The organism is Novosphingobium kunmingense, from assembly GCF_002813245.1.
Lineage (GTDB): Bacteria > Pseudomonadota > Alphaproteobacteria > Sphingomonadales > Sphingomonadaceae > Novosphingobium > Novosphingobium kunmingense.
Window position 1 is genome coordinate 311833 of the sequence record NZ_PHUF01000005.1, and the last position, 25110, is coordinate 336942.

The window sequence follows — 25110 nt, forward strand, 5'->3', positions numbered from 1 at the left end:
GAAGGTCAGGCGAACAGGTGGACCCGCGCGCCGTGCTGCATCGGGTGGGTGACGAGGCTGACCTCGAACAGGTCGACCTCGGCCAGGTCGCGGCCGAGGGCCGAACGGGTGAACGAGCGCGCGCGGTAGCCGAAGGACAGTCCGGTCACCGCGCCGCGTCTCAGGGCCATGGCGGCCCCGCCTTGCGGGTTGTCGATCGCGGCGATCACGCGCAGTCCGCGCGCGTCTTCCCCGACCCGTTCGATCCAGCCGATTCGCTGGTCGGGGCGGTGCTGCCAGCACAGCGGCAGGGGATCGGTGCGCTGCGCCAGGGTGCGGGCGAAAGCGCCGGGGAGGATCACGTCGCGCCCGGCATCGCGGGTGCCGAACAGCGCGGCATAGCCGGCCAGCCTCACTTCAGCAGCTCCATCGTGCCGGTCCGCCAGGCGAGACCGACCAGTAGCAGCGCCAGCGCGCCGCGGGCTAGCCAGGCAACCGCCGCCTTCCACGCCGAAGCCTTGGCATCGCGCCAGGCCTGGAGCAGCTGGCGCAGCTCCCTCAAGTCGCCGAGCGCGTCGGGATCGTCGAGCCCCATGCGCGCCAGGGTCCGCTGCGCGCCCAGCTCGCTCGCTTCCTCGACGATGGCGCGCAGGGTGACGAGATCGCCGCTGTCGTTGGCCGCCTGGGCAAGCAGGCGCGCCACCATGTCGTCTCTGTTCATGAAATGTTCCCTTCATCGCGGGATGGCAGGCCAAGGAGCGCGCGCTTCTCGTCCACCGAGAGGAAGTCCGCCGCGCCGATTTGCGCCCACAGTTTCTCGCGGTCCTCGGCCAGCGCCGGCACCCGGTCGAGATCGACGGCGAGGCGCGCGCCCGGAAACCACGGCTCCAGTCCCTCGGCCACGGCGGCGAGGATCTTGCCGGCCAGCGGCAGCAGGGTCAGCCGCCACAGCGCGCGGTTGGCCTCGCGGTAATTGGCATAGGTCGCATCGCCCGGAAGACCGAGCAGCATCGGCGGCACCCCGAAGGCAAGCGCCACGTCGCGCGCCGCCGCCGCCTTGAGTTCGGCAAAGTCCATGTCGGCCGGGGTCAGGCTGAGCGGCTGCCACTTGAGCCCGCCTTCGAGCAGCATCGGCCGCCCGGCATTGACCGCGCCGGCATAGGCGGCGTTGAGCTCGTCCTTGAGCCGATCGAACTGGTCAGGGGCGAGCGGGGTCGCGTCACCCGGATCGTAGACCAGCGCGCCCGACGGCCGCGCCGCGTTCTCGAGCAGGGTGCGGTTCCATTCCGCTGCCGCGTTGTGGGTGGCGATGGCGCGGTCGGCGGCGGCAAGGCAGCCCGCGCCGTAGTGGTCGTCGCCGGGGTGGAAGCCGCGAATGTGGATGAGGTTGAGGCTGGCGTCCTGGTCGCTGAGCGGGATGGTCAGCGCGGTTTCGCCCACCCGGTAGGCATAGGCGGTCGGCCAGCCGTCGCTCCCGGCGATCACCGTGACCCGTTCGGGCCGCAGCGCGAACAGTTCGACCGGCGTGCCGCCCGCGTTCTTCATCACCTGGACATAAGCGTTGCCGTGCAGCAGCAACTGGCTCGCCAGCGTTTCCAAGAGCGATTGCCCGGCGCTGGTTGCCGTGATCAGCCGTTCGAGCGCCGGCGCGGTGGGGGCGAGCGGCGCGCCGCCGATACCTTCCGCCACCAGCCGCACCGCGCGCTGGGCAACGGGGTTGTCGAGATAGGCCCGCCGTACCGCGCCCGTGTATTCGAACGGCGCGCGGGCAGCGGCGTCGGCAAAGGTCCAGGGCGAGACGAAGCTGCGCGCCAGCGGCACGCGGGCATCGCCGCCGCCCTTGAACGCGGCGGCAATGGTCGTGAGGAAGGACATCGGGAGCCTTTCGAAACGGACGGGAACGGTCAGGGGGCGATCCGGCGCACGCGCGGCGGGGTGCGGTTGGTGAGGAGTAGTTCGGTCAGCGCCCAGACCGCTGCGTCAGCGCGGTCGGGGGAGCGGCCGGGGCCTTCGTAGCCTCCACCGGCGATCAGGCCGCACAGCTCGTCCTCCAGTCGCGGAAGCTGGCCGACGTGGCGCACGCGGCCCGCTTCGTAGAGCGCGGCAACCGGCTCGGCGCGGGCTATCTTGCCCCTGGCGGCGTGGACCAGCCGCAGCGGCAGGACCACGTCGGCCGCGCGCAGCACGCTGGCGACCATGGCGCCGCCCTGGTTGGCCTCGGCAACGACGCGGTCGGCCTGCCAGGCCTGCGCCGCCCGGGCGACGGCGCGGGCCCATCTTTCGGGGCTGGCCCGTTCGACCGAACAATCGGCCAGGACGCGGGCCAGACCATCCGCGCCAAGCGCGCAGACCACGATCCCGCAGGCGTCGCCGCCTGCCGAGGCCGGCGGATCGACGCCGACGACGGTGCGCGCCGGCGCGGCCGTGGCGGTGCCTTCGCGGCAGGCTTCGAGGAGCGCGCGGGTCCACAGCGCGCCGTCGATATCGGCGATCAGTTCGCCGTCCAGCTCCTGCCGGCCCAGCGCCGACTTGCCGTATTGCCGCCGGATGTCGCGCACGAAGCGGGCCGGAAGGTTGTCGCGGTTGTCCTCGGTCGCGCCGCGGGTGACGGCCGTTTCCCTGGCCTCGAGCAGGCGCTGCAGCAGCGGCACGGCGCGCGGCGTGGTGGTGGCCACGACGCGCGGGGCTTCGCCCAGCCTGAGGCCCATCTGCAGGTTGTCCCAGGCGCGCACCGCGCGGCCCGAGGCGTTGTCCCACTTGGCCAGCTCGTCGCACCAGGCGTGGCTGTGCTGGGGTCCGCGCAGCGCCTCGGGTTCCTGCGCCGAATAGAGCAGGGCCTGCGCGCCGTTGGCCCAGACCAGCCGCTTGAGCGAAGGTTCGAAGACCGGGCCGCGCTCGGCCGGGCAGACCGCGATGAGACCGCTTTCGCCTTCGACCATCACGCTGCGCACCTCGCCCAGCGAGGCGCCAACCAGCGCGATGCGCGCGTCGGGATCGCATTCGGCCAGGTGGCGGACCCATTCCGCCCCGGCGCGCGTCTTGCCGAAGCCGCGCCCGGCCATGACCAGCCAGGTGTTCCAGTCAGGATCGGGCGGCAGCTGTTCGTCGCGTGCCCACAGGTCCCAGTGATAGCGGATCTCGGCGCGTTCGGCCTCGCTGAGCGCGCGCAGCGCGGCGAGCCGGGGCGCGGTGTCCAGATCGCGAAGATAGCGCAGCCGCTCATTGATCGCCATCGATCACCGTTGCGGCGGCATGTGCCGCGGTGCCATCGGCCAGCGCGGCCAGATGGCGCTGGCGCATCGCGTCGAGCTTGGCGTTGATCGACTGGACGATCGCCTCGGCGTCCTGGTTGTGGCGCACCGCGCGGAACCGGGCAGCGCTTTCGCGGTGAGCCGACAACAGGCGGAACGCGGTGGCGTTGTCGAAGGCGCGGACCCCGCGCTTCGCGCCGGTGGCGGGCTTGACCTCGCCCGAACGCAGGCGGCTGAGCAGTTCCATCTCGAGGTAGTCGTAGCCTTCGCACAGCGCCTGCTGCCAGGCGCGGTTGAATTCGGGGTGGAGGCGCCGTGCCTCATAGGCCTGGGCGCTGTGGACGCCGGCCTTGCGCGCGGCGGCGCTGACGTTGGAGGTGATGGCCAGCTCCGCGAGGAAGACCGGCGACCACTGCTTGAACGTGCGCTTCTTCGCCGGCGCGGCGGTGCGCGCGCGGGTCTTCGATCGGTCCGCCATGAAGGCTCCAGTGATGAGGTGGCACGCGCGTCGGCCGGAAGCGACAGGGTCGAATCGGGCGGCGGCGATGTTCCCTGTATGTACCTAAACGACTGCGTATTGTCAAGATAAATAACCAAATGGGTTAAATGCCTTCGGCGCTTGTCGCCAGCGGGCCGCCCCACTAAGCAGGGCGCCACTTGCACGGGTCAGGGAGTTTTCATGCTGCGCCGCCTCTACGACTGGACCATGGCCAAGGCCACGCACCCGCACGCCGAAGGCTGGCTGGCGCTGTTCGCCTTCGTCGAGGCGAGCTTCTTTCCCATTCCGCCGCACCCGGTCCTGGGCGTGATGTGCCTCGCCCAGCCGAAGAAGGCGGTGCGCTTTGCGATGATCGCCACCCTGGCTTCGGTTGCGGGCGGGCTGCTCGGCTACGCGATCGGCTGGGGGCTTTACGACACCCTCGGTGCCCAGATCCTTGCGGTTCTCGGCCTTACCGAGAGTTTCCCCAAGGCGGCGTGCTATCTCAACGAATACGGCTTCTGGATCTTCGTTGCCAAGGGCGCCACACCTATTCCGTTCAAGCTCCTGACCATAACCGCCGGGTTCATCGGCATGGATCTGGTGCGCTTCCTGCTCGGCTCGCTGGTCTCGCGCTCGATCTCGTTCCTCATCGTCGGCATCCTGTTCCGCCTGTTCGGCGCGCCGATCAAGGCGTTCATCGACAAGTACCTGGGCCTCGCCACCGCGGGCTTCGTCGCGCTGGTCCTGGCCGGCTTTGCAGCGATCACGCTGCTGGGCGGGGATTCCGCGAAGGCCGGGCACAAGTGCGATGCGGTGACCTCTGTCCATGGGATGCCGCGGTGACCGGCCTCAAGCTTTACCATTGCCGCGACGCGCGCTCGTTCCGGGCGCTCTGGGCGCTCGAGGAGCTGGGCCTCGACTACGATCTCGAGGTCATGCCGTTCCCGCCGCGCGCGCGGGTCGAAGGCTACAAGGACATCAACCCGCTCGGCACGGTGCCGGCGCTGGTCGCGGACTGCCACCTGATGACCGAAAGCGCGGCGATTCCGCATTTCCTCGCCACGCGCTACGGGCCGAGCGACCTGGCCGTGGCACCCGGCGAGGACGCCTATCCGGACTACCTCAACTTCCTCCACATGGGCGAAGCGACGCTGACCTTCCCGCAGACGATTCACCTGCGCTACACCGCGTTCCAGCCGGGGCGCGCGGCCGAGGCGGCAGAGGATTATGCCGAATGGTTCGGCTCGCGCCTGCGCAACGCGGAGCAGCTGATGGGCGCCGAATTCGCCTGCGCCGGGCGGTTCACCATGGCCGACATCTCGGTCGGCTATGCGGTAATGCTGGCGCTGGCGATCGGGCTCGAGGCGCAGGTCACGCCTGGAATGCGCGCCTATTTCGAACGGCTCAGCCAGCGCGGGGGGTTCCGCCGCGCCAAGGAGCGCCAGGGCCAGGGCCGGATCGCTACCTGAGCTGGACCGCCGCGCCCTTGCCCAGGGCGAGGCGCGCCGCCGCCAGGATCTGCTGGGCGACCGGATCGAGCTTCCTGAGGTCGAGCGAGGCCTGCGCCTCGCGCTGGGCGCCGGCCGCATCGCCTGCCGCGAGCAAGGCCGCCGCCAGGTCGCGCCGCACCGGATACCAGAAGGCGGGCGGATCGGTGAAGTCCGAGAACTCCTTGGTCTCCTCGAGCAGCGCCCCCTTGCGAAAGGCGGTCGCGGCATCGGCAAAGCGGCCCTCGGCCATGGCGATCCGCCCGTCGAGAACGGCGCGGGTGATGCCGAGCATGGCCTCGGCGGCAACGGTGGCGTCCTTGGGCCAGTCCTTGCGCGGACCCTTGGCGATACTTTCGGGGATGGCATCGCGTTCGGCCCGGGCCGCGGCGAGATCGCCCTGCCAGACCAGGGCCTCGCCCCGGGCATAGCGCCGCGCCGCCTTGAGGTAGTCGAGCTTGGGTTCCGGCACTGCGAGCGCGCCCGCCGGATCGAAGCGGGCCAGCGCGAAATAGCCCGAGGCGGCGAGCAGTTGCGACCATGGCGGCGCCTTGTCGCGCGCGGCCGAACGTTCGACCAGCGGCCGCGCCAGATCGAGCGCAGTGCGCGAATCGCCAGCCATCAGCGCACCGCCGAGACCGTAGATCACGTTGTGCGCGTGGTAGGGCAGGTTCCACACCCCGTCGGGTTCTGCGATGCCCAGTGCCCTGGCGTTGGCCTTGCCGATCTCGACCGCGCGGCGGTTGGTGTCGGCCGCATCCTGGTAGCGCCCGACCCAGTACCAGGTGTGGCTGGGCATGTGGACCAGGTGGCTGGCGCGCGGGGCCAGCGCGGGCAGGCTGTCGGCATAGGCTTCGGCCAGCGCCGGCTTGCCGATCACCTCGGTCGCGTGGATGTAGAAATGGATCGCCGGGGTGTGCTTGGGGCTGCGCGCCAGCACCCGTTCCAGCAGGACGATGGCCTGGTCCATCATGCCCCGGTCATAGCCGTCGTCCTGGGCGAAGGAGCCGACCATCAGCGCGTCGGCGGCCAGCCAGGCGATCTCGTTGTCGCCCGGAAACCGCTCCGCCACGCCTTTCATTGCCGCGGCATAGGCGCGGTCGGCGCGTGCCGTATCCCCCGGCCGGTAGCGCAGCACCAGGGCATCGGTCAGCGCGCGGTCGCGGGCGCTGGCGCTGCGGGTGCCGGCCTGAGCCTGCCTGGCGAGGGCGAGCAGCGGCACGCGCTCCTTGGCATCCTTGCCATAGTTGATCGTCGGCCCGTCGATCAGCGCCTCGCCCCATTTGCACATGACGCAGGCTGGATCGAGCTGAACCGCGTGCTTGGCGGCGCGCACCGCGGCGGTGTGGGCGAAAGCGGCGTGGAGTTCGAGCGCGTTGGAAAAGAACGCTTGCGCCTCGGCACTCGCGCCCGAAATGGCGAAGCCGCCGTCGCCGTAGCCCGGCATCAGTTGCGGGGTCCTGGGCGCGGTCTGGTCGGTGTGGTTGTGCTTTTCGTCGCGCGCCTCGGCCGCGGGGGCGGCGGGCACGGCGGGCGCGGCGGGGACTGCCGGGGCAACGGTATGATCGTGGGTGTCCTGCGCCAGGGCGGGCAGGGGGCTGGCAGCCAGCAGGGCGGCAATAACCTCGATCAGTCGGCGTTGCATCGGCGTGTCTCCCCTTGGCGGGAGAGTTGCAGAAAGCGTCGCGGCTGTCACCACCCACCGCTTTAGCGCGGCAGGCCTTGCTCCGCTTCGGCGATGGCGCGTTCGGCGATCGGGCGTATCACCGCATAGCCGGCAACGTTGGGATGGACCCCGTCGGGGGCATGGCGCGCCGGAAGCTCGCCGTCGGGCCCGGCCAGCGCGGCGTGGTAATCGGCGAATACCGCCTTTTCGGCGCTGGCGTAATCCCGCAGCCAGGCGTTCAGCTCAGCGATCCAGGGCGCGGGCTTGAGGGCCGGGTTCCAGCCGAAGCCGTTGCTTGGCGGGATCGAGCCGATGACCACGGCGATGCCGTTGGCGCGTGCCAGGGTGACCATGGCACGCACCGCGTTCCGGTAGGCTTCGGGCGTGGTCGGTCCGGTGTTGCCTGCAATGTCGTTGGTGCCGGCCATTATGTGCACGACGCGCGGATGCAGGGCGACCACGTCCTGCCAGAACCGCACCAGCATCTGCGGGCTGGTCTGCCCCGAAATGCCGCGCGATATCACGCCGCCCGAAAAGAACGCCGGGTCGGCCCCGGCCCAGTTCTCGGTAATCGAATCGCCGATGAACACCACGCGCGGCGGGCTGGCCGGATCGATCGCAGCGTTGTCGGCGCGGTAGCGGCATTGCCACGCCCAGTCGCTGCGCAGCACCCGCTCGTCGAGCGCGCGCAGCCCGGCCAGGCTCGCCGGGCAACTGTCCTCCGTCATCCCGCCCGCGGGGTAGGGACTGGGCGGATCAGCCATGGCCGGGGCTGCCAGCGCCAGGGCAACCGGCAGGGCGGCCACCCGCCGCCACCTAGCCAAGGATCCCCACGGCCTTCCCGGCGCGGGTGAACATTCCGATGATCGTCTGGACCTGATCGGCCGAATGCTCGGCGCAGAGCGAGCAGCGCAGCAGGGTCATGTTGGCAGGGGTGGCGGGCGGACGGGCGAGGTTCACGTAGAGCCCTTCGTGGAGCAGCGCTTCCCACATCGCCGCGCCGCGCTCGAGGTCGGGCATGATCACCGCGATGATCGCCGACTGCGGCTCCGCGGTGCCGAGCGTGAAGCCCGCATCGGTCAACCCCTTGTGCAGCACCTTGGAGTTTTCCCAGAGGTGCGCGCGCTTGTTGCCGGCGTGCATCAGCTTGCGGATCGAGGTGCTGGCCGTCGCCACCACGCTCGGCGGAAGCGAGGCGGTGAACACATAGGGGCGGCAGACCAGCCGCATGATCTCGAACTTGGGGTGGTTCGACACGCAGAACCCGCCGACCGTGCCGACCGACTTCGAGAAGGTGCCGATCACGAAGTCGACATCGTCCAGGCAGCCCTGGTCCTCGGCCACGCCGCGCCCGTTGGGGCCGATGAAGCCCATCGAGTGCGCCTCGTCGACCAGCACCATCGCGCCGTTGTCCTTGGCGACCTTAATCATCTCCTTCAGCGGGGCGATGTCGCCGAGCATGGAATAGACGCCTTCCAGCACGACCAGCTTGCCCGCGCCTTCGGGAATGCGCTTGAGGCGCTTTTCCATCGCCTCGATGTCGTTGTGCTTGAACGGAACGACTTCGGCGTCGCCCATCTTGCAGCCATCCCAGATGGAGGCGTGGCTGTCGATGTCGAGGACGATGTAGTCGCCCTTGGCGGCGATCGTGCTGATGATGCCGAGGTTCGCCTGGTACCCGGTGGAGAACACCATGGCGTGGTCCATGGCGTAGAAGTCCTTCAGCGCCTCTTCCACCTCGCGGTGCCCCGCATAGGTGCCGTTGAGGACGCGGCTGCCGGTGGTGCCGCTGCCGTAATCGTCGAGCGCCTGCTTGCCCGCCGCGATCACGTCGGGGTCGAAGGTCATGCCCATGTAGTTGTAGGTGCCCAGCAGGATCGTCTCGCGCCCGTTGCACATGGCCACGGTGGGAGAGACGACGCTTTCCATCACCAGGTTGAACGGATCGGTGACGCCCGTGGCCAGCAGCGCGCGGCGCTGTTCGATCAGCGGATCGAATTTGGAAAACAGGTCGGTCCCGTGCCCTTCCAGGGTGCTGGGACGGTCGGCTTCGTCGATGCCTTCGCTCATCGGTGCGTTATCCCTGCAGCTTGACCACGGCGTCGATCAGCTGGCCATAGGTCTCGATCTCGGCCTGCTGGTTCATGGTGATGATGATATCGAACTCGTCCTCGATCGCGGCGACGAAATCCATCACGGTCAGGCTGTCGAATTCCAGATCGCCGGCAAAGGTGGTGGCATCGCTGATTTCAACGCCCTTCTTGTTGAAGGGTTCGATCAGCGCGGCAATCTTCGCGGCAGTTTCGGCGCGGTCCATTGGGGTACTCCGGGGATGAAACGGTTTTGCGGCCCTTTGGCCGATGATTGGGGCGGAATATAGGCGAAAGTTGGCGGCAGGGCGCAAGGGCATTTGTCGCCCTAGCCGGAACGTCGGTCGTCCGCCATTCTTACGAAGATGCAGCCTATCAGGATACGACAACCTTGCTGACATTGAACGATTGGTTGGATGAACCACCTGACTACACAGACGGATGGCAGAGCTTTGACACGAACGCGGCCCCGCTGGGCACGGGACACGGCGTCTACGCTACCGAGCCAATCAGGTCCGACGTACGCGGTCGTGCAGTTGCAGGTCGTTGGCGTAGATTGTTTCGATCAGGCGTCTTGAGTTAGCGGATATGGAAAGTGGCAAATGGTCGGAGGCGTTAAGCATTGGCAAATCATTAGCTCCAAGCCAGCGGTGCAAATCCGGTGAGCCTTGCGCCACATCTTCGAACGCGAACAATCGATCGACGAGCAAGATCCCCGAGCTGTCCGTGACGTATTCGCTCTGGGCCCGCAAAACATCGTAGGATCTCAGCTGATGTTGGTGACGGGCGATGGCTTCGATAAAGGCATCGAAGGTCGATATTCTGCGCAAACCCAACGGATCGTACCGGCTGCACGCCATCAAGCTGGTGCCGCCGGCGCGAATGAAACGATATGCGGAGACTATTCGAGCGGTTGGAGAGCGGATGATCGAGAAGCTTGGAAGCCGGGCTAGCGGTTCGCCCCCCACTCTTCGTAGATAGGCGAGCGACACATGCGGCAGGTTTTGACCATACAGTACCTTGCCCACAGATGTGCCGCCGGTTCGAGGCACATGGACGAAGACCACGCCTGCCGCCTTGACCCTGGAAAGCTGTGTACGGTGATAAAGCTTGAACCACGCTTTGCCAACAATCGAAGGCAGGTGAGGACCTCCGCCCGCTTTATTCAGCACATGCCGGATCGAGTCCTTGCAAACCAATGCAGGCTCCGGAAGAAACCGCCAATCGATCGGGAATGCCTTGTAGTTCATGGTCCTTACCCGAGACCTGGCTAGGCCAGGTAAAACTTGTCCAGATCGATCGAGACGTTGGTCCACTCGTCGCCTGGGTATGCCGAAAGACTAAACGCCCGGCCATCGTTCAGGGGAATTTCTGCAGGGCCGAACGACTTAACTCCAGCTGCAATGTGAGGCATGAATGCGCCGTACTTGACTGGCGCAGAGTCGCTGTCGGAAAAGCCTAGCAGACGTCGTGGTCCATCGACGACGATCACTTCGCTGTAGTTGACACCCTCTATGCAGCCCTCTGCTCGAGGCACCGACCTCGCGATCTTCCCACCGGTGTCGGCATGAAGATCAAAAAGGTTCATGTATTGGTCGGCGATAGTCGCTGTCGTTCCGTAACCGAATTCAACGTTGATCCAGGGTGAAATATGAACGACCGGGAACAGCACCTCCTGAGGCTTTACATATTGTCCTTCTCCAATGGCGGGGTTAGGTGAAGCTGTGAGGGCAAGAACCGGGTTGGCGACATAGTAGGTGTCTCCAACGGAGCCTTGGAACCGGATGCCGACGTTTAGGAAAGTTGCGTTCGTTGGAACTACGAAACTGTATTCAAGCCACTGATACTCGGTTGAGGCAGGCGCGCTGCTGTCGGTAACGATTGTTCCGGTATTGTAGAAGAGGCACCAGGTCCCTGCCCCGCCTTTCACCTTTTGATACACGTACGCTCCGAAAGTGAGCCTCTGTCCGCGGTACAGGGTCGGATCGAGCGACATGAAGAGCGGCTGATCAATTGGAGTTACGCTGCTGCTGCTAACATTGCACCCAAGGGCGTAACGGCATCCTGCCAGCAGATTTGCCGAATTGTCTTCACGCCATACTGCTAGGTTGATGTCCTTGCGCCACCCGTCAGCAGCATCGCCCGTACCTACCGAAGAAGCACCTCCGATGTTGACGGGAATGATTGTACCGGTCGTGCTAACGGTGGGAGCATACCCTAGTGGGCACCTGACCTCTAGCTGCGTCGACGACTTGGTGAGTATGCGCATCGGGAAGCTAGAGAGGGCAGCCTCAGAACAGTTCTGGATGCGAATAAGATCTCCGACTTTCCACTCGCTCAAGTCGCCCGATGAGACCGAAATCGTCACAAGGTTAGGGCCGGTCGAGTTTGCCGACATACTAGCCGCGGCCAATGTGCCTGTGCCTTGAACGTTTATGCGAGTCGAATCACCAAATCCCGAAAAGATCTCCCACTGCGAATGGTAGCGAGGTTATAAGGCGCAGGCATTGGCATCTTCCTTAATCGTCGCAGCACTAGCAGCGTTTAGCTGAATTGTCGTCTGAGCGCCATTACAAACGGAGTAGCTTAAGCTACATACCGCCTAATTTTTTATCGAAGTGGGCGCTGCTGTACGCTCGCCCACTTCGATTTCGCGGAGTCAGCGTGCGACTTTGCCGTTTGATAGTCAATATCAGCCCCCCCCGCGCGAAATTTACGTTTGAGCCAAAAGAGCCATACACCAATAGCGGACAGCCGCGCAGGCGTAACTCCGTCGGCGTGGCCTCAAGCCGCCGCCTTCTCCACCAGCCCCCTGACCGCCGCCATGAACGGGCCGATCGACACCGGCTTGGCGAGATAGCCCTCCGCCCCCGCGTCGCGGATGCGCTCCTCGTCGCCCTTGCCGGCATAGGCGGTGACGGCGAGGACCGGGATCGAGCGCAGGGTCGCGTCGGCCTTGGCCGCCTCGATCAGGTCGAGGCCGCTGATGTTGGGCAACTGGATGTCCATGATGATAAGGTTGGGCACGAACTGGCGCGCACGGTCCAGCGCCTCCAGTCCGTCGGCGCAGGGTTCCACCGCATAGCCCTGGCTTTTCAGGACGTCGCAGAACAACTTGCGGTTGAGGTCGTTGTCCTCGACAACAAGGATACGCTTTGCCATGGGCAGTGCCCTAGCCGATTGCCCGAGGTTCTGACTAGTGCTGCGCGATCCCCCGTCCCCCGCCGCCGATCCCGCCGCCCTGGCGCTTGCCGCGCTGGGCTGGGTGCTGGCGGACGCCCCCCGCGCCGAGCGACTGCTGGCGCTGACCGGGATGACGCCCGATATGCTGCGCGGCGGGCTGACCGACCCTGCCGTGCTGGGCGCGGTGCTCGATTTCCTCGGCAGTCACGAACCCGATCTGGTCGCCGCGGCGCAGGATCTGCGAGTCGAACCGGCGGACCTGATGGCCGCCCGCGAAAGGTTGTAACGAACATGGCCCGTCCGCTGATCATCAGCGATTGCGACGAAGTGCTGCTGCACATGATCGTCCCCTTCGGCGAGTGGCTGGACGCGACGCAGCCCGTTTCGTTCAAGCTGATCGGCAACGACTTTTCCAGGGCGATCCGCGACAAGGTGAGCGGCGAGCCGGTGCCGCCCGAGGATATCTGGCGTTACCTCGGCCTGTTCTTCGACAACGAGATGCACCGCCAGACCCCGATCGCCGGCGCGGTCGAGGCGATCAACACCTTGAAGACCCATGCCGACGTCGTGATCCTGACCAACCTTGCCGACAAGCACAACGAGGCCCGCCGCCGGCAGCTGCTGAGCCACGGGATCGACGCACGCGTCTTTACCAACCAGGGGCCCAAGGGTCCGGCGCTGCAGGCGATCCTCGACGAATACCGGCCCAGCACAGCCGTGTTCATCGACGACCTGGCGCAGCATCACGGATCGGCCGCGGAAATGGTCCCGCACATCGACCGCCTGCACCTGTGCGGCGAACCGACCCTGGCCCCCCACATCACCTGCGGGTTCGAGGCAGGACACGCCCACGCCCGGATCGACACCTGGGAGCACGCCTTGCCCTGGCTGCTCTCGCGCCTGTAGAAAGACACCATGAGCATCGACGCACGCCTCGCCGAACTCGGCATCACCCTTCCCGAAGCCGCCGCGCCGGTCGCGGCCTATGTCCCCGTGGTCATCGCGGGCGACATGGCCTTCGTTTCGGGGCAGATTTCCTTCGTCGATGGCCAGCTGGTCAAGGGCAAGCTCGGCGCCGACGTTTCGGTCGAACAGGGCATCCTGGCGGCGCAGGGTTGCGGGCTGATGATCCTGGCGCAGCTGAAGGCGGCACTGGGTTCGCTCGACCGGGTGGAGCGTGTGGTCAAGCTGGGCGCCTTCGTCAATTCGACCGACAACTTCACCGACCAGCCCAAGGTCGCCAACGGCGCATCGGAACTGATGGTCGCGGTGTTCGGCGAAGCGGGCAAGCACGCCCGCGCCGCGGTCAGCGCGAACAGCCTGCCGCTGGGCGTGGCAGTGGAAGTGGACGCCGTTGTCGCTCTTCGCGCTGCTCGATAACTGGCGCGCGCCGCCGCCAGCGCCGGCGCGGGTCGGCTGGCTGGCGGGGGTGACCTATGCCCACCGCGGGCTGCACGGCGCCGGCGTTCCCGAAAACTCGCCCAGCGCTTTTGCCGCTGCGATTGCGCGCGGCATGGGCATCGAATGCGACGTGCAGCGCTCCTACGAAGGGCAGGCGGTGGTTTTCCACGACGCCACGCTCGACCGGCTGACGGCGGAAAGCGGCCCGGTCGCCGCCCGCTCGAGCGCGGAGCTTGGCCAGATCGTGCTGTCGGGCGGGACCGACACGATCCCGACCCTGCGCAAGGTGCTCGACCAGGTCGCCGGCCAGGTGCCGCTGCTGATCGAGATCAAGAGCAAGGGCAACACCCGCTCGCGCGTTGCCGCGCTGTGCCTGGCGGTGCGCCGCGTGATCGAAGGCTATGGCGGTGCCCACGCGATCATGAGCTTCGATCCGCGCGTGGTGCGCTGGTTCGCCGATCGCTCGCCCCACACGGTGCGCGGGCTGGTGGTGACCGAGGAGAACGACAAGGCGCTGCCCGGGATGATCCGCCGCCGGCTGGCGCTGTGGTACGCCCGGCCCGATTTCCTCGCCTATGACGTGCGCGACCTGCCGAGCCGCTTCGCCGCGGCGCAGAAGGCGCGCGGCCTGCCGCTGCTGACCTGGACGGTGCGCGACGCCGACCTTGCCGAACGCGCCGCCACCTGCGCCGACGCCGCGATTGCCGAAGGCGCCGGCGTGGCGTGATCGAGGCGCGGGTCTCCTCAGCGGTCGGTGATTTCGATGCCGGGCAATGGGATGCGCTGGCGGCCGGCAACCCCTTCGTCAGCCACGCCTTCCTGACCGCACTGGAGGATTCGGGCTCGGTTGGTCCCGGCACCGGCTGGTCGCCCGCGCCGATCACCATCGCGGGCGAGGGCGGCACGCTGCTGGCCGCGCTGCCCGCTTACCTGAAGGACCACAGCCAGGGCGAGTACGTGTTCGATCACGCCTGGGCCGATGCCTGGCACCGCGCGGGCGGGGCCTATTATCCCAAGCTGCAGATCGCCGCACCGTTCACTCCTGCCACCGGCCCACGGCTGCTGGTGGCCGATCCGGACCTGGCCCTGCCGCTGCTGCGCGCGGCCGAGGCGCTGTGCGAGCAGAACGGGCTGTCATCGGCCCACGCGACCTTCATCGAACTCGGCCAGGTAGCCGCCTTCGAAGCCGCCGGCTGGCTGCTGCGCAGCGACATCCAGTTCCATTGGCTCAACCGGGGCTATGCCACTTTCGACGACTTCCTCGCCGCGCTGTCATCGCGCAAGCGCAAGGACCTCAGGAAGGAACGCGCCGCCGCGCAGGACGGGGTCGAGATTCGCCATCTGACCGGCACCGCGATCCGGCCCGAGCACTGGGACGCCTTCTGGCAATTCTACCAGGACACCGGCGCGCGCAAGTGGGGTCGCCCCTACCTGACCCGAGCGGCCTTCGACCTGTTCGGCGAGCGCATGGGCGAAAGCGTGCTGCTGATCCTGGCCTATGCCGATGGCCGGCCGATCGCCGGCGCGCTCAACTTCATCGGGCCCGATGCGCTTTACGGGCGCTATTGGGGGGCTTTGGTCGACAAGCCGTTCCTGCACTTCGAACTGTGTTATTATCAGGCGATCGACGCGGCGCTGGAACGCGGGCTGGCGCGGGTGGAGGCGGGCGCCCAGGGCGGGCACAAGCTGGCACGGGGCTATCAGCCGGTGCAGACCTGGTCGGCGCACCATATCGTCCATCCCGGCTTTCGCGAGGCGGTGGCCGATTTTCTCGAACGGGAACGGATGGGGGTGGCATCGGACCAGATCCATCTGGCCGGGCGCACCCCGTTCAGGAAGGACGGGTAAGGGTCAGGCTGCGCGGCGGCTGGTCGCGGCGATCCATTCGCGAGCGCGGCGCTGGGCCTCGGCGATTTCGCGGGCGTTCATCTCGTCCGAGATGTCGGCGCGGCACATCTGGGCTTCGCCGTGACCGTTGACCGCAGCCAGGTTGAACCACTTGTGCGCTTCGATCAGATCGCAATCGACGCCGTGGCTGCCCGTCGAATAGGCGACCCCCAGGTCGTAGTAGGCGTTGATGTCGCCGCCAGCGGCAGCGGCCAGGCACGTGGCGACCAGCATGTCTTCGGCGTGGCTATCGGCGGCCGACATGGCCGCGGCATCGGTGTGTATCCAGACAGTGTTCATGTCATCTACCCCCTGCCGGCGGTCCCCCCGGTTCGATCCCGGCCGCCGTCGAGGTCCAACCTTCCCGATCGTGGTCAACAAATGGTTAACGGGGCGTCGACTTTTTGAAGTGGCCTTGAAGCGCGTCGTGCCAGCACCGTGTTACGCGGCGATGAAAGACCACCTATTCATTCATCCTTTTATAATGTGGGATAAACTAGTGGCTCACCGTATTGGCGCTTGTGCGCGATTCTGCGCGGCACTATAGGCGCGCACGAACGGGTGGGGCGATTAGCGGGAATACTCGCGATCGCAGGGCCTCAGGCCGTCCGATCTATTTTGGAGAGTATATGGCGACGGTCCTCGGTGATGAGATTGACGTCCTGGCCAAAGCGAAACGGGCGATTTCCGGTGACTATGTTCCCCGCGAAGACGAACCCTACATGTCCGAGGCTCAGCTCGACTACTACGCCCGGTTGCTCCTTGAATGGAAGAAGCTGATTCTTTCGGCGGCTCAGGATACCTTGCAGTCGCTGCAGGACGGCCCGATCCGGGAGGCTGACCTCAACGATCGCGCTTCCAGCGAAACCGACTGGGGGATCGAACTGCGCACACGCGACCGCCAGCGCAAGCTGATCTCCAAGATCGACGCCGCGCTGCGCCGGATCGAGGAAGGCGAATACGGCTATTGCGAAGTGACCGGCGAGCCCATCGGCCTCGGCCGCCTTTCGGCGCGTCCGATCGCTACCATGACCGTCGAGGCTCAGGAAGCGCACGAGCGTCGCGAAAAAATCTCGCGCGACGATTGACCGACACGCCGTTAACGGCATGTTTGCCAATGCTATTTACAGGGTCATGCGGGTCACGGTTGTTGCGTGACCTTTCGTGACCTTTCAACACGCGCGGAGCACGGCAGTGGAATCAGGCGAAGACGGACAGAGGCAGCTCTCGCGCGACAGCCTGTTCGTGCTGGCCGAAATGCGGATCGACGGTGTGCCCGGCGAGGTCCGCGTCCGCGTCCGCAACCTGTCGGCCGGCGGACTGATGGCCGAGGGCGTGGACAAGATCCAGCGCGGCCAGCAGGTCTGGATCAATGTCCGCAACGTTGGCTGGGTCGAAGGATCGATCGCCTGGGTCCAGGATGACCGCTGCGGCGTGGCGTTCAAGGACGAGATCGACCCGATGGTCGCTCGCGCGCCGGTCGCGGCCGCGCACAGCACGCCGTCTTACATCAAGGCGCCGATGAAGCACTATCCGGCAGGACAGCTCCGCAAGATCTGATCGCGCCGCCGCGCAATGCGGCCTGTGCGCTTCGACCATAATCGTCTAGGTCGTTGGGGCATGATGCGCTCCCACCCCTTCATCCTTGCCATCGCAGCGGCCGGCCTGGCGCTGCTGGGCGGATGCGGCAAGGGCAGCGACGACACCGTATCGGTGGTGGTGATCGGGCAGACCGGCGCCGCTTTCAACACCGGCGCGCGCCTGCCCCAGGCCGCGCAGATCGTCCGGTCGGCCACGGCAGAGGGTCTGGTCGGCTTCGACGAGCAGGGCCGCGCGATACCGGCCCTGGCGGATCGCTGGATCGTTACGGACGACGGGATGTCCTATATCTTCCGCCTGCGTGACGGGACCTGGCCGGACGGCAGCGACATCACCGGGGAAACGGCCCGTACGGCGCTGCTCGAGGCCATGGGGCGGGCCAAGGCCGGGCCGCTTGCCGGCGATCTGGCCAGCGTGGCCGAGGTGCGGGCAATGGCCGGCCGGGTGGTCGAGATTCGCCTGCACCAGCAGATGCCCGACATGCTGCAGGTGCTGGCCCAGCCCGAGCTGGGCCTGCTGCGCGGCGCGCGCGGCGCGGGGCCGATGCGGCTGACCCGCAACAAGGACGTTGCGATCCTGCGCGCAATCCCGCCCGAAGACCGCGGCTTGCCCGCGGTGGCCGGCTGGGCGGCGCGCATTCGCCCGGTGGAGCTGCGCACCATGCCCGCCGGCACGGCGATCGACCGCTTCAACGCGGACGAGGCCTCGATCGTGCTGGGCGGCCGGTTCTCGGACTTTCCATTGCTCGACGCCAAGGGCGTGCCGCGCGGCGCGGTGCGGCTCGATCCGGTCAATGGCCTGTTCGGCCTTGCCGTGCTGCACGACGACGGCTTCCTCTCGAAGCCCGAGAACCGCGAGGCGCTGGCCATGGCGGTCGACCGCGAGGCGCTGATCGGCGCGCTCAATGTCGGCGGCTGGACGGCGACGACGCGGATAGTGAACCCGGGCCTTGCGGGCGATACCGGCGCGATCGGCGAACGCTGGATGGGCCGCACGATCGAGGACCGCCGCGCCATGGCCGCCGCGCGGGTCGCGAAGTGGAAGGGCGCTGGCAGCGGCCCGGTCGTCCTGCGCGTGGCGATGCCGGCTGGTCCGGGGGCCGACGTGCTGTTCCGCCGCCTGTCGGCCGACTTTGCCGCAATCGGCCTTGCCACCCGCCGGGTCGGCGAAACCGCGCCGGCGGACCTCCGGCTGGTCGACGTCGTGGCGCGCTATGCCGGGGCCTCGTGGTTCCTGAACCAGCTTGGTTGCGCGCGCCGGGTGGGATTGTGCAGTCTGTCGGCCGACAGCCTCGTCGCCGCCGCGCTCGAGGAACCCGATGCGGCCTTGCGCGCCGATCTCTATGCCGATGCCGAGGCGCAGCTGACCATCGCCAACGGCTTCATACCCTTCGGCGTGCCGATCCGCTGGTCGCTGGTCGCCGGCAAGGCCACCGGCTTTGCCGCCAACCCCTGGAACGTCCATCCCTTGATGCCGATGGCCCCGCGCCCCAGATAGAAGGCGCCGGCGCTTCGTCCGGCCTCGGCTTGAAAGGCCATGCGATGGACGTTTCCGGACCAGGCGGCAATCTGCGCCGCATGACAGCGACCCTGCCGGTGGGCAGCGATCCGCAATCCGTGCGCAAGCGGATCGAACTGCTCGAGCGGATGCTGGAAGGGCTGATCGAAGTCCCGGGTCTGCGCCGCAAGGTCGGCCTCGATGCAATCGTCGGACTGATCCCGGGGGTCGGCGACGTGGTCACCGCCGCCATGGGACTCTACCTGGTGTGGGAGGCGCGCAACCTTGGCCTGTCGCGCTGGCAGGTGTGGCGGATGCTGGGCAATGTCGGGGTCGATACCGTCGTCGGCGCGGTGCCGCTGGCCGGCGACCTGTTCGATTTCCTGTACCGCTCGAACACCCGCAACCTCAAGATCATCCGCAGCCACCTCGACCGGCACCATCCCCAGACCCGCCTGATCGATCAGTGATGCTTGTCGTCCGGCGCGCCGGGCGGACTGTTGCCGCAAGGACGCGACTCCCTGGATTCCCTGTGTTTACGGGAAATTAACCTTTCAACTTCACAAGTCGTATGGTTAATAGCGGGCAATGACCCTTACCAAAGGGTTGTAGTCCGGGGGCAAAGGGGGGTTACCCATGCGCGTGTTGTTGATCGAGGACGAGCCGACCACGGCCCGTGCAATCGAACTGATGCTGACGACCGAAGGGTTCAATGTCTACACGACGGACCTGGGCGAAGAAGGCCTGGATCTGGGCAAGCTGTATGATTACGACATCATCCTGCTCGACCTGAACCTGCCCGACATGCACGGCTACGATGTGCTCAAGAAGCTGCGCGTCGCCAAGGTGCAGACGCCGGTCCTGATCCTTTCGGGCATTTCGGAAATGGATTCCAAGGTCCGCAGCTTCGGCTTCGGCGCCGACGATTACGTCACCAAGCCGTTCCACCGCGAGGAACTGGTCGCCCGCATTCACGCCGTTGTGCGCCGTTCGAAGGGCCACTCGCAGTCGGTCATCCGCACCGGCAAGCTGGCGGTCAACCTCGATGCCAAGACGGTCGAGGTCGATGGCGCCCGCGTGCACCTGACCGGCAAGGAATACGCGATGCTGGAACTGCTCTCGCTGCGCAAGGGCACCACGCTGACCAAGGAAATGTTCCTCAACCACCTCTACGGCGGGATGGACGAACCCGAACTCAAGATCATCGACGTGTTCATCTGCAAGCTGCGCAAGAAGCTCGCGCATGCCTGCGGCGGCGAGAACTACATCGAGACCGTCTGGGGCCGCGGCTACGTGCTGCGCGATCCGGAGGACAAGGCCGAAGCGGCCTGACACCACGCTGACAGAACCACCGAAGGCCGTCCGGAGCGCTCGCGTTCCGGGCGGTTTTGCTATCTGCGTTGCGCCTGCCCTTTCGGGCACGGCAGGAACGCGCTCGCCGCTCGAAGTGCTTTAACCTGCACGGACAAAGAGCACAGGAGACGATCTCATGGCGGCGAACCTGAAGGCGGGAGCAACGGTGTCGTGGAACAGCCACGGCGGAACGGCGCACGGCAAGGTAGTGAAGAAGCTGACCCGGCCGATCACCATCAAGGGCCACAAGGTCGCCGCATCGAAGGACAATCCGGAGTATCTTGTCGAAACCGAGGATGGAAAGCGGGCGGCGCACAAGGCCGCCGCGCTGCACAAGGGTTGAGGCATGGCGGCCGATTGACGCGGCAACTACCGCGTGCCAGCCCTGAAGGGCATGGCTGCGCCTGATTCCATGACGAACACGACGCGGCCGGCCGATTGGCTGGGCATCGGTCTTGCCGCGCTGACGGGTGTGATCCACCTGGTCCTGGCCGGTCGATATGACCTGTTCCGCGACGAACTCTATTTCATCGTCTGCGGTCAGCACCCCGCGTTCGGCTATGCCGATCAGCCGCCCCTGGTTCCGCTCATCGCGGCGGCGCTTTATGACATCGGCGGTACGGCGTTCTGGGTGCGCTTGCCCAGCGTCATCGCCGCTGCCGCGCTGGCCTTCGTGACAGTCAGGCTGGCGCGGGGGCTTGGCGGCGGCCTCCTGGCTGCGACTCTGGCCGGTCTCTCCGTCGCAGTGGCGCCGGTGCTGATGGGGCTGACCGCGATCCTCAGCACCTCCAGCTTCGATCCGCTCGCCTTCACGCTGATTGCCGCGCTGCTGCTGCGCGGGATCGGCGGCGATGATCGCGCGCTGCTGTGGGCCGGGGTGACGGCGGGGATCATCCTCCAAGTCAAGTATTCGCTGCTGCTCTGGGCCGTGGGCCTGGCCGTCGGCATCCTGCTGTTCGAGCGCGACCTCCTGCGCCGCAAGGCCTTGTGGCTCGGCGTGGGGATCGCCGCCGTCATCGCCGCGCCGTCGTTCGCCTGGCAGGCGCTGCACGGTTTCCCCTTCCTCGATCTGTCGGCCGCCGCCAGGGACAAGAACGCGGAGGTCGCCTTTGGCGCCTTCATTGCCAACCAGGCCTTCATCATGAATCCCGTGCTTGCCCCGGTCTGGATCGTCGGGATGGTAGCGCCGTTCGTCGACGCAGGGCTGCGCCGCCTGCGCTTCCTGGTCGCCGCCTATGCGGTGACCTTCGTGCTTGTCAGGCTGGGCGGGGGGAAGGACTATTACCTCGCCGCGCTCTACCCCGCGTTCTTCGCCAGCGGCGCGGTTTGGCTGGCCGCGCGGGCCCGGGCGCGCTGGCAAGCCTGGCTGCTGGCCGGCTGGATCGCCGCGGCGATTGCCCTTTCCGCCGTGATCGCTCCGCTCGCGCTGCCGATCCTGTCGCCCGACCGGCTCGAGGCCTACATGCTGCGCACCGGCCTTGCCCCGCAAGCCCAGGAGAAGAGCTTTGCCGGCACCGTGCTGCCGCAGGTCTTTGCAGACCAGCTGGGCTGGCACGCCTTCACCGAGCAGGTCGGCCAGACCTGGCGCTTCGTCACGCCCGCCGACCGCGCCCGCACTGCGATCCTGACCGACAACTACGGCGAGGCAGCCGCGCTCGACCTCTATGGCAAGCGCTTCGGCCTCCCGCGGGCACTGTCGGGGCACAACCATTACCACTTTCTGGGCCTGCGCGGTCAGAACCCGCAGAACCTGATCGTGATCACCGACGAGCCCGCGCGGCTGGCAAAGGTCTGCACCCATGCCGACGTGGTCGGCACGACCTGGGCCCGCTTCGCCATGGCGCACGAGAACGACAAGGCGATCGTCTGGTGCCAGGGCCTGCGCCAGCCGCTCGCCACATTGTGGCCGCAGATCCGGCAACTCGAGTAAGTGCCGGAGTTTCGCGCGCTAGCCGACGCGATGGAAGTAGGTGGTTTCGAGTTTGGGCAATTCGCCCGATGCCCAGATGATCGTCTCGGTCATGCTGCGGCGGTCCTTCGAAACGGTGTAGACCCGGGTGGATACTGGCGCGCCCTTCTTGCCGAGTGTCATGACCAGGGTATCGGCCGCTGGCTGGCGCAGCGCCACGCTATCGATAAAGCTCATGTTGCCGGTTATCCCAACCGGCGTGCCATCGGTTGCCGCGGTCGACGCGGCATGCTGGCGCGCGCCGTCCGGCTGGGCGATGTCGACCTCGGTCGTCCATCGTCCGTCGTCGGACCTGGTGAACGCGATAGTAACGCCAAGAGGCCGTTCGGACGCCGGGATGCGCTCGAGGTCGAGCGCCCAGCGACCGGCAAGTGGCGATGCCGGGGCGACGGCGGCCTTTGCTGGCAACGGTTCGGGCGGAGATTGCGGAGGATCGGCCGCGAGGGCCAGGCCAACGGCCAAGATCGGTAGTGCGATGAGCATCGTTGCTGTTCCTTTCGTCGTTTGACGCCCCGTCGGGAGCTGCGGCGAAGGGTCGCTGTTGACCGCGTTACCGGACAGTTCGATTTTTTTGTCCCAGATTTCTTGTGCGTCGAGCAGCCGCGCCAACTCTCGGCTGCTGCCGACGCCGGTCTTGCGCCGCGCGTCGCGCAGGCGTTCGTTGATCGAAGCTTCCGAGCGTTCGAGGCGCACCGCGATCGATTTGACAGTGTGACCGGCCGCCAGCAAGCGCAGCACCTCGACCTCCTTCGCTGACAGCGTGGCGAGGTCGCTGGGCATTTGGTCCGAAGCCGGCATGGTCTTTGCTCACCACAGGTGCCGACAGGCGTCCATCACAATTTTCTTGGCTAGCCGGCGCGCGAAGCCGCAGGTCTTGCCCGGCCCCCCGCGCTTGACCCGTCACGGGCCGGCTGCCAAACGCCCGCGTCATGACAGCCTACAAGTCGGGCGACCCGACCACGATCAACCGCCTTTACGGCCGCGCCAAAGGCAAGCCGCTGCGCGCCGGGCAGCAGGCCCTGGTCGATCATCTTTTGCCGCAGATCGCCGTGCCCGAAGAGGGCGAGGTGACCGCCGAGCGGCTGTTCGGCGAGCCCTGCGCGCTCCATTTCGAAATCGGCTTCGGCGGGGGAGAGCATATGGCCGCGCGGGCCGACATGCTGCCCGACCACGGCTTCATCGGCGCCGAGCCGTTCCTCAACGGGGTGGCCCAGGCGCTGACCCACGTGTCGGGCGACAACGGCGCGCACCCGCCGCTGGGCAACGTGCGCGTGCACCATGGCGATGCGCTCGAGGTACTGCGCCGCATTCCCGACGGCTCGCTCTCGTTCCTCTACCTGTTGCACCCCGACCCCTGGCCCAAGGCACGCCACGCCAAGCGGCGGATGATGAACGACGGCCCTGTCGACCTCTTTGCGGCAAAGCTCAAGTCTGGTGGAGAGTTCCGCTTCGGCACCGATCACGCCGTCTACCTGCGCCATGCGCTGATGGTGATGCGCCGCCACGCCGACCAGTTCGAATGGCTGTGCGACCGGCCCGAGCAATTCCAGAACCGACCGGGCGGCTGGCCCGAGACGCGATACGAACACAAGGCGCGGACTGTCTACGGGCACGAGGTCTGGTATTTTCGCTGGAGGCGTATTTAGGGATACCTCTGGCGTAGAATTACCGTGTTATTACAGAAGGTTAGCTACGCTACAGTTTTCGTCCCTTGGCGGCAGTTTCCGCCCCGGTGATTACCCGGTGATTGCTGGGTGATTGCTGGACGCCGGGTCTGGAGGCGAAAAAATGGCGAGTGGAAAGATAACCAAACGGACAATTGATGCGTTGATTGCTTCGCGATCAGAAGGCTTTTTGTGGGATGATGGAATCAAGGGATTTGGTGCCAAGATCACCAAGTCCGGAGCCGTCTCCTACATTCTGCAATTCCGCATGGGCGGGCGGGAGGCCAGAACGCGAAGATGCACGATCGGAAGCCATGGCTCGCCATGGACGCCGTCGACGGCCAGGGAAGAGGCGCTGCGCCTTTCCCTGCTCATTGCCCAGGGTGTGGATCCTGTCGAAGTCGAAAAGCAGCGCCGCCGGGAGTCAGTCGATCTCGCCTTTGACAATTACGCTGACCGTTTCGAAAGGTCATGCGTTGGCCGTGGGTGGAAGTTGCTCGTCGGACGGTCCCTGCGCATCCACACAAAGCCCGTGCTCAAATCAAAACCTCTCACCAAGATTACACGGGCGGACATTGTGGCAGTGTTCGATCGGATGCCTGACCGGCAGGTCGCCAATCGGCGTAACGTGTTTGCCGTCCTCCGCCGTCTGTTCCGATGGGCGGTCAGTCGCGGCGACATTGACCGCAGCCCGATGGAGGGCATGGAGACGCCACCTGCGGTCAAGGCCCGCGACCGCTGGCTTTCGGACTCCGAACTCGGGCGCGTGTGGAACCAGGCTTACAAGACGCATCATTGCTTCGGCCCGATCGTCCGCCTGCTGATCGTGACCGGCCAGAGGCGCGAAGAAGTGGCATCGCTCTCATGGGAGGAACTCGACCAAACTGAACTGATGTGGACGCTTCCCGGCAATCGGGCAAAAAACGGCGAACCCAATCGCATCCCCCTGAACGCTCTGGCCGTCGCTGTGCTGGACGGAGTCGCGGGAGGAGAAAAGTGGCCCCGCCGCGGAAAGGTATTTCCCACGTCAACAGGTGGAGGGTTCACCGGCTACCATAAGGGGAAGGAGAAGCTGGACCGTCTGGTTTCAGAGGACGGGGGCGATCCGATAGCGCCTTGGCGGCTTCATGATCTTCGGCGAACCCTCGCGACCGGCTTCCAGCGATTGGGCGTTCGCTTCGAGGTTACCGAAGCCGTGCTGAACCATGTTGGCGGATCGCGCACAGGGGTCGCCGGAATTTATCAGCGACACGACTGGAAGGCGGAGAAGCGCGAGGCGCTCGATCATTGGAATGATCATGTCGTCGCCATCCTTGCTCGCGGCAAGGGTGCGACTGCGGAAGGGTGTTCGCCAAATGCCCCGTCTGTTTCTTGCGGTCACCATCAGAGGATTGAGTTTTCGGCGTGATCTCTGGCTCGGCCGTCTTTGAACGCAGCTAACAGACTGAATTCTATAGCTGCGTCCAGCGGTTGAAGCCGCTGACGTTCGTCCCAGCAGCCAAACGTCGGGCATTCACGCCACCTTGAACTGCCAAGTTTTGGGGATGGGCCTACCCTCACCTCGGAATAGCCCGCGGATGCAATCGGAACTCTAACTCCCGAC

At 66.4% G+C, this 25110-nt stretch carries 30 protein-coding genes; 16 read left to right on the top strand and 14 right to left on the bottom strand.

Going from position 1 to position 25110, the window contains the following annotated elements:
- Positions 1-5 precede the first annotated feature (5 nt).
- The 5 genes from B0I00_RS17305 to B0I00_RS14245 are packed head-to-tail and all read right to left on the bottom strand — an operon-like array spanning position 6 to position 3708.
- Positions 6-395, bottom strand: a complete 390-nt coding sequence (locus B0I00_RS17305) for an HK97 family phage prohead protease (protein WP_232730263.1) — start codon at positions 393-395, stop codon at positions 6-8.
- Entirely contained in the window at positions 392-700 is a 309-nt protein-coding gene (locus tag B0I00_RS17310; RefSeq protein ID WP_232730264.1) for a DUF6127 family protein, read from the bottom strand. Before B0I00_RS17310 ends, B0I00_RS17305 begins: the two co-directional genes overlap by 4 nt.
- Positions 697-1854 (bottom strand): phage portal protein, encoded by a 1158-nt coding sequence (locus tag B0I00_RS14235; RefSeq protein WP_100868060.1) that lies wholly within the window; start codon positions 1852-1854, stop codon positions 697-699. Before B0I00_RS14235 ends, B0I00_RS17310 begins: the two co-directional genes overlap by 4 nt.
- A 29-nt stretch (positions 1855-1883) precedes the next feature.
- Positions 1884-3212 (bottom strand): DNA-packaging protein, encoded by a 1329-nt coding sequence (locus B0I00_RS14240; RefSeq protein WP_100868061.1) that lies wholly within the window; start codon positions 3210-3212, stop codon positions 1884-1886.
- The gene (locus B0I00_RS14245) at positions 3199-3708 is read right to left on the bottom strand and encodes a hypothetical protein (RefSeq protein WP_100868062.1); all 510 of its coding nucleotides are present in this window, start codon (positions 3706-3708) and stop codon (positions 3199-3201) included. The genes B0I00_RS14240 and B0I00_RS14245 overlap by 14 nt, the downstream gene beginning before the upstream one ends.
- A 201-nt stretch (positions 3709-3909) precedes the next feature.
- On the opposite strand from B0I00_RS14245, the gene B0I00_RS14250 reads away from it, so the two are divergent.
- Both B0I00_RS14250 and B0I00_RS14255 read left to right on the top strand, forming a co-directional pair.
- On the top strand, positions 3910-4554 hold the full coding sequence (locus B0I00_RS14250) for a YqaA family protein (RefSeq protein ID WP_100868063.1): 645 nt from the start codon (positions 3910-3912) through the stop codon (positions 4552-4554).
- A complete protein-coding gene (locus B0I00_RS14255) occupies positions 4551-5180 on the top strand; it encodes a glutathione S-transferase family protein (protein ID WP_100868064.1) in 630 nt (209 codons plus the stop codon). Before B0I00_RS14250 ends, B0I00_RS14255 begins: the two co-directional genes overlap by 4 nt.
- Here B0I00_RS14255 and B0I00_RS14260 read toward each other — a convergent pair.
- The 7 genes from B0I00_RS14260 to B0I00_RS14295 form a co-directional block, all read right to left on the bottom strand.
- A complete protein-coding gene (locus B0I00_RS14260; protein WP_100868065.1) occupies positions 5173-6843 on the bottom strand; it encodes a hypothetical protein in 1671 nt (556 codons plus the stop codon). The genes B0I00_RS14255 and B0I00_RS14260 overlap by 8 nt on opposite strands.
- Positions 6844-6905: 62 nt before the next feature.
- Entirely contained in the window at positions 6906-7670 is a 765-nt protein-coding gene (locus B0I00_RS14265) for a GDSL-type esterase/lipase family protein (RefSeq protein ID WP_232730265.1), read from the bottom strand.
- A gap of 10 nt (positions 7671-7680) precedes the next feature.
- On the bottom strand, positions 7681-8934 hold the full coding sequence (gene spt, locus B0I00_RS14270; RefSeq protein WP_100868066.1) for a serine palmitoyltransferase: 1254 nt from the start codon (positions 8932-8934) through the stop codon (positions 7681-7683).
- A 7-nt stretch (positions 8935-8941) separates the two neighbouring features.
- Positions 8942-9181: an acyl carrier protein gene (locus tag B0I00_RS14275; protein WP_100868067.1), complete on the bottom strand. Its 240-nt coding sequence runs from the start codon at positions 9179-9181 to the stop codon at positions 8942-8944.
- 282 nt (positions 9182-9463) lie between these two features.
- Complete coding sequence (locus B0I00_RS17085) at positions 9464-10204, bottom strand: hypothetical protein (protein WP_157812579.1); 741 nt, start codon at positions 10202-10204, stop codon at positions 9464-9466.
- A 20-nt stretch (positions 10205-10224) separates the two neighbouring features.
- On the bottom strand, positions 10225-11295 hold the full coding sequence (locus B0I00_RS14285; protein ID WP_198519260.1) for a hypothetical protein: 1071 nt from the start codon (positions 11293-11295) through the stop codon (positions 10225-10227).
- Positions 11296-11738: 443 nt separating this feature from the next.
- On the bottom strand, positions 11739-12116 hold the full coding sequence (locus B0I00_RS14295; protein ID WP_100868071.1) for a response regulator: 378 nt from the start codon (positions 12114-12116) through the stop codon (positions 11739-11741).
- A gap of 37 nt (positions 12117-12153) precedes the next feature.
- On the opposite strand from B0I00_RS14295, the gene B0I00_RS14300 reads away from it, so the two are divergent.
- Genes B0I00_RS14300 through B0I00_RS14320 form a run of 5 tightly spaced genes read left to right on the top strand, consistent with a single transcriptional unit; the run spans position 12154 to position 15386 of the window.
- Entirely contained in the window at positions 12154-12423 is a 270-nt protein-coding gene (locus B0I00_RS14300; protein ID WP_232730266.1) for a DUF3572 family protein, read from the top strand.
- Between the two features lie 5 nt (positions 12424-12428).
- On the top strand, positions 12429-13043 hold the full coding sequence (locus B0I00_RS14305; RefSeq protein WP_100868072.1) for an HAD family hydrolase: 615 nt from the start codon (positions 12429-12431) through the stop codon (positions 13041-13043).
- A 9-nt stretch (positions 13044-13052) separates the two neighbouring features.
- Positions 13053-13517, top strand: a complete 465-nt coding sequence (locus B0I00_RS14310) for a RidA family protein (protein WP_100868073.1) — start codon at positions 13053-13055, stop codon at positions 13515-13517.
- On the top strand, positions 13492-14265 hold the full coding sequence (locus B0I00_RS14315; protein ID WP_100868074.1) for a glycerophosphodiester phosphodiesterase family protein: 774 nt from the start codon (positions 13492-13494) through the stop codon (positions 14263-14265). The genes B0I00_RS14310 and B0I00_RS14315 overlap by 26 nt, the downstream gene beginning before the upstream one ends.
- Positions 14262-15386, top strand: coding sequence for a GNAT family N-acetyltransferase (locus B0I00_RS14320; RefSeq protein ID WP_100868075.1), 1125 nt, complete (start codon positions 14262-14264; stop codon positions 15384-15386). The genes B0I00_RS14315 and B0I00_RS14320 overlap by 4 nt, the downstream gene beginning before the upstream one ends.
- A 3-nt stretch (positions 15387-15389) precedes the next feature.
- Here the strand turns inward: B0I00_RS14320 and B0I00_RS14325 are convergent, their stop codons facing one another.
- On the bottom strand, positions 15390-15725 hold the full coding sequence (locus tag B0I00_RS14325; RefSeq protein WP_100868076.1) for an SEL1-like repeat protein: 336 nt from the start codon (positions 15723-15725) through the stop codon (positions 15390-15392).
- Positions 15726-16054: 329 nt separating this feature from the next.
- Here B0I00_RS14325 and dksA point away from each other — a divergent pair, with 329 nt between their 5' ends.
- The 7 genes from dksA (at position 16055) to B0I00_RS14360 (ending at position 21804) form a co-directional block, all read left to right on the top strand.
- On the top strand, positions 16055-16513 hold the full coding sequence (gene dksA / locus B0I00_RS14330; RefSeq protein ID WP_100868077.1) for an RNA polymerase-binding protein DksA: 459 nt from the start codon (positions 16055-16057) through the stop codon (positions 16511-16513).
- A 106-nt stretch (positions 16514-16619) separates the two neighbouring features.
- Positions 16620-16985, top strand: coding sequence for a PilZ domain-containing protein (locus tag B0I00_RS14335; protein ID WP_232730267.1), 366 nt, complete (start codon positions 16620-16622; stop codon positions 16983-16985).
- Between the two features lie 60 nt (positions 16986-17045).
- The gene (locus tag B0I00_RS14340; protein WP_100868078.1) at positions 17046-18521 is read left to right on the top strand and encodes an ABC transporter substrate-binding protein; all 1476 of its coding nucleotides are present in this window, start codon (positions 17046-17048) and stop codon (positions 18519-18521) included.
- 80 nt (positions 18522-18601) lie between these two features.
- A complete protein-coding gene (locus B0I00_RS14345) occupies positions 18602-18991 on the top strand; it encodes a DUF4112 domain-containing protein (protein ID WP_100868179.1) in 390 nt (129 codons plus the stop codon).
- Positions 18992-19157: 166 nt separating this feature from the next.
- Positions 19158-19853, top strand: coding sequence for a response regulator transcription factor CtrA (gene ctrA / locus B0I00_RS14350; RefSeq protein ID WP_100868079.1), 696 nt, complete (start codon positions 19158-19160; stop codon positions 19851-19853).
- A gap of 157 nt (positions 19854-20010) precedes the next feature.
- Entirely contained in the window at positions 20011-20217 is a 207-nt protein-coding gene (locus B0I00_RS14355; RefSeq protein ID WP_100868080.1) for a hypervirulence associated TUDOR domain-containing protein, read from the top strand.
- Positions 20218-20268: 51 nt separating this feature from the next.
- Positions 20269-21804: an ArnT family glycosyltransferase gene (locus B0I00_RS14360; RefSeq protein WP_100868081.1), complete on the top strand. Its 1536-nt coding sequence runs from the start codon at positions 20269-20271 to the stop codon at positions 21802-21804.
- Positions 21805-21822: 18 nt separating this feature from the next.
- On the opposite strand, the gene B0I00_RS14365 is transcribed toward B0I00_RS14360, so the two are convergent.
- Positions 21823-22623 (bottom strand): helix-turn-helix domain-containing protein, encoded by an 801-nt coding sequence (locus B0I00_RS14365; protein ID WP_100868082.1) that lies wholly within the window; start codon positions 22621-22623, stop codon positions 21823-21825.
- Between the two features lie 149 nt (positions 22624-22772).
- On the opposite strand from B0I00_RS14365, the gene trmB reads away from it, so the two are divergent.
- A complete protein-coding gene (gene trmB / locus B0I00_RS14370) occupies positions 22773-23489 on the top strand; it encodes a tRNA (guanine(46)-N(7))-methyltransferase TrmB (protein ID WP_100868083.1) in 717 nt (238 codons plus the stop codon).
- Positions 23490-23601: 112 nt separating this feature from the next.
- Positions 23602-24915 (top strand): tyrosine-type recombinase/integrase, encoded by a 1314-nt coding sequence (locus B0I00_RS14375; protein WP_232730268.1) that lies wholly within the window; start codon positions 23602-23604, stop codon positions 24913-24915.
- The last annotated feature ends 195 nt before the right edge of the window (positions 24916-25110 follow it).

Excerpts from the sequence above, each read along its gene's own strand:
- B0I00_RS17310 (WP_232730264.1), bottom strand. The coding sequence starts at position 700 with ATGAACAGAGACGACATGGTGGCGCGCCTGCTTGCCCAGGCGGCCAAC.
- B0I00_RS14235 (WP_100868060.1), bottom strand. The coding sequence starts at position 1,854 with ATGTCCTTCCTCACGACCATTGCCGCCGCGTTCAAGGGCGGCGGCGAT.
- B0I00_RS14240 (WP_100868061.1), bottom strand. The coding sequence starts at position 3,212 with ATGGCGATCAATGAGCGGCTGCGCTATCTTCGCGATCTGGACACCGCG.
- B0I00_RS14245 (WP_100868062.1), bottom strand. The coding sequence starts at position 3,708 with ATGGCGGACCGATCGAAGACCCGCGCGCGCACCGCCGCGCCGGCGAAG.
- B0I00_RS14250 (WP_100868063.1), top strand. The coding sequence starts at position 3,910 with ATGCTGCGCCGCCTCTACGACTGGACCATGGCCAAGGCCACGCACCCG.
- B0I00_RS14260 (WP_100868065.1), bottom strand. The coding sequence starts at position 6,843 with ATGCAACGCCGACTGATCGAGGTTATTGCCGCCCTGCTGGCTGCCAGC.
- spt (WP_100868066.1), bottom strand. The coding sequence starts at position 8,934 with ATGAGCGAAGGCATCGACGAAGCCGACCGTCCCAGCACCCTGGAAGGG.
- B0I00_RS14275 (WP_100868067.1), bottom strand. The coding sequence starts at position 9,181 with ATGGACCGCGCCGAAACTGCCGCGAAGATTGCCGCGCTGATCGAACCC.
- B0I00_RS17085 (WP_157812579.1), bottom strand. The coding sequence starts at position 10,204 with ATGAACTACAAGGCATTCCCGATCGATTGGCGGTTTCTTCCGGAGCCT.
- B0I00_RS14295 (WP_100868071.1), bottom strand. The coding sequence starts at position 12,116 with ATGGCAAAGCGTATCCTTGTTGTCGAGGACAACGACCTCAACCGCAAG.
- B0I00_RS14305 (WP_100868072.1), top strand. The coding sequence starts at position 12,429 with ATGGCCCGTCCGCTGATCATCAGCGATTGCGACGAAGTGCTGCTGCAC.
- B0I00_RS14310 (WP_100868073.1), top strand. The coding sequence starts at position 13,053 with ATGAGCATCGACGCACGCCTCGCCGAACTCGGCATCACCCTTCCCGAA.
- B0I00_RS14325 (WP_100868076.1), bottom strand. The coding sequence starts at position 15,725 with ATGAACACTGTCTGGATACACACCGATGCCGCGGCCATGTCGGCCGCC.
- dksA (WP_100868077.1), top strand. The coding sequence starts at position 16,055 with ATGGCGACGGTCCTCGGTGATGAGATTGACGTCCTGGCCAAAGCGAAA.
- B0I00_RS14340 (WP_100868078.1), top strand. The coding sequence starts at position 17,046 with ATGATGCGCTCCCACCCCTTCATCCTTGCCATCGCAGCGGCCGGCCTG.
- B0I00_RS14345 (WP_100868179.1), top strand. The coding sequence starts at position 18,602 with ATGACAGCGACCCTGCCGGTGGGCAGCGATCCGCAATCCGTGCGCAAG.
- ctrA (WP_100868079.1), top strand. The coding sequence starts at position 19,158 with ATGCGCGTGTTGTTGATCGAGGACGAGCCGACCACGGCCCGTGCAATC.
- B0I00_RS14355 (WP_100868080.1), top strand. The coding sequence starts at position 20,011 with ATGGCGGCGAACCTGAAGGCGGGAGCAACGGTGTCGTGGAACAGCCAC.
- B0I00_RS14360 (WP_100868081.1), top strand. The coding sequence starts at position 20,269 with ATGGCTGCGCCTGATTCCATGACGAACACGACGCGGCCGGCCGATTGG.
- B0I00_RS14365 (WP_100868082.1), bottom strand. The coding sequence starts at position 22,623 with ATGCCCAGCGACCTCGCCACGCTGTCAGCGAAGGAGGTCGAGGTGCTG.
- trmB (WP_100868083.1), top strand. The coding sequence starts at position 22,773 with ATGACAGCCTACAAGTCGGGCGACCCGACCACGATCAACCGCCTTTAC.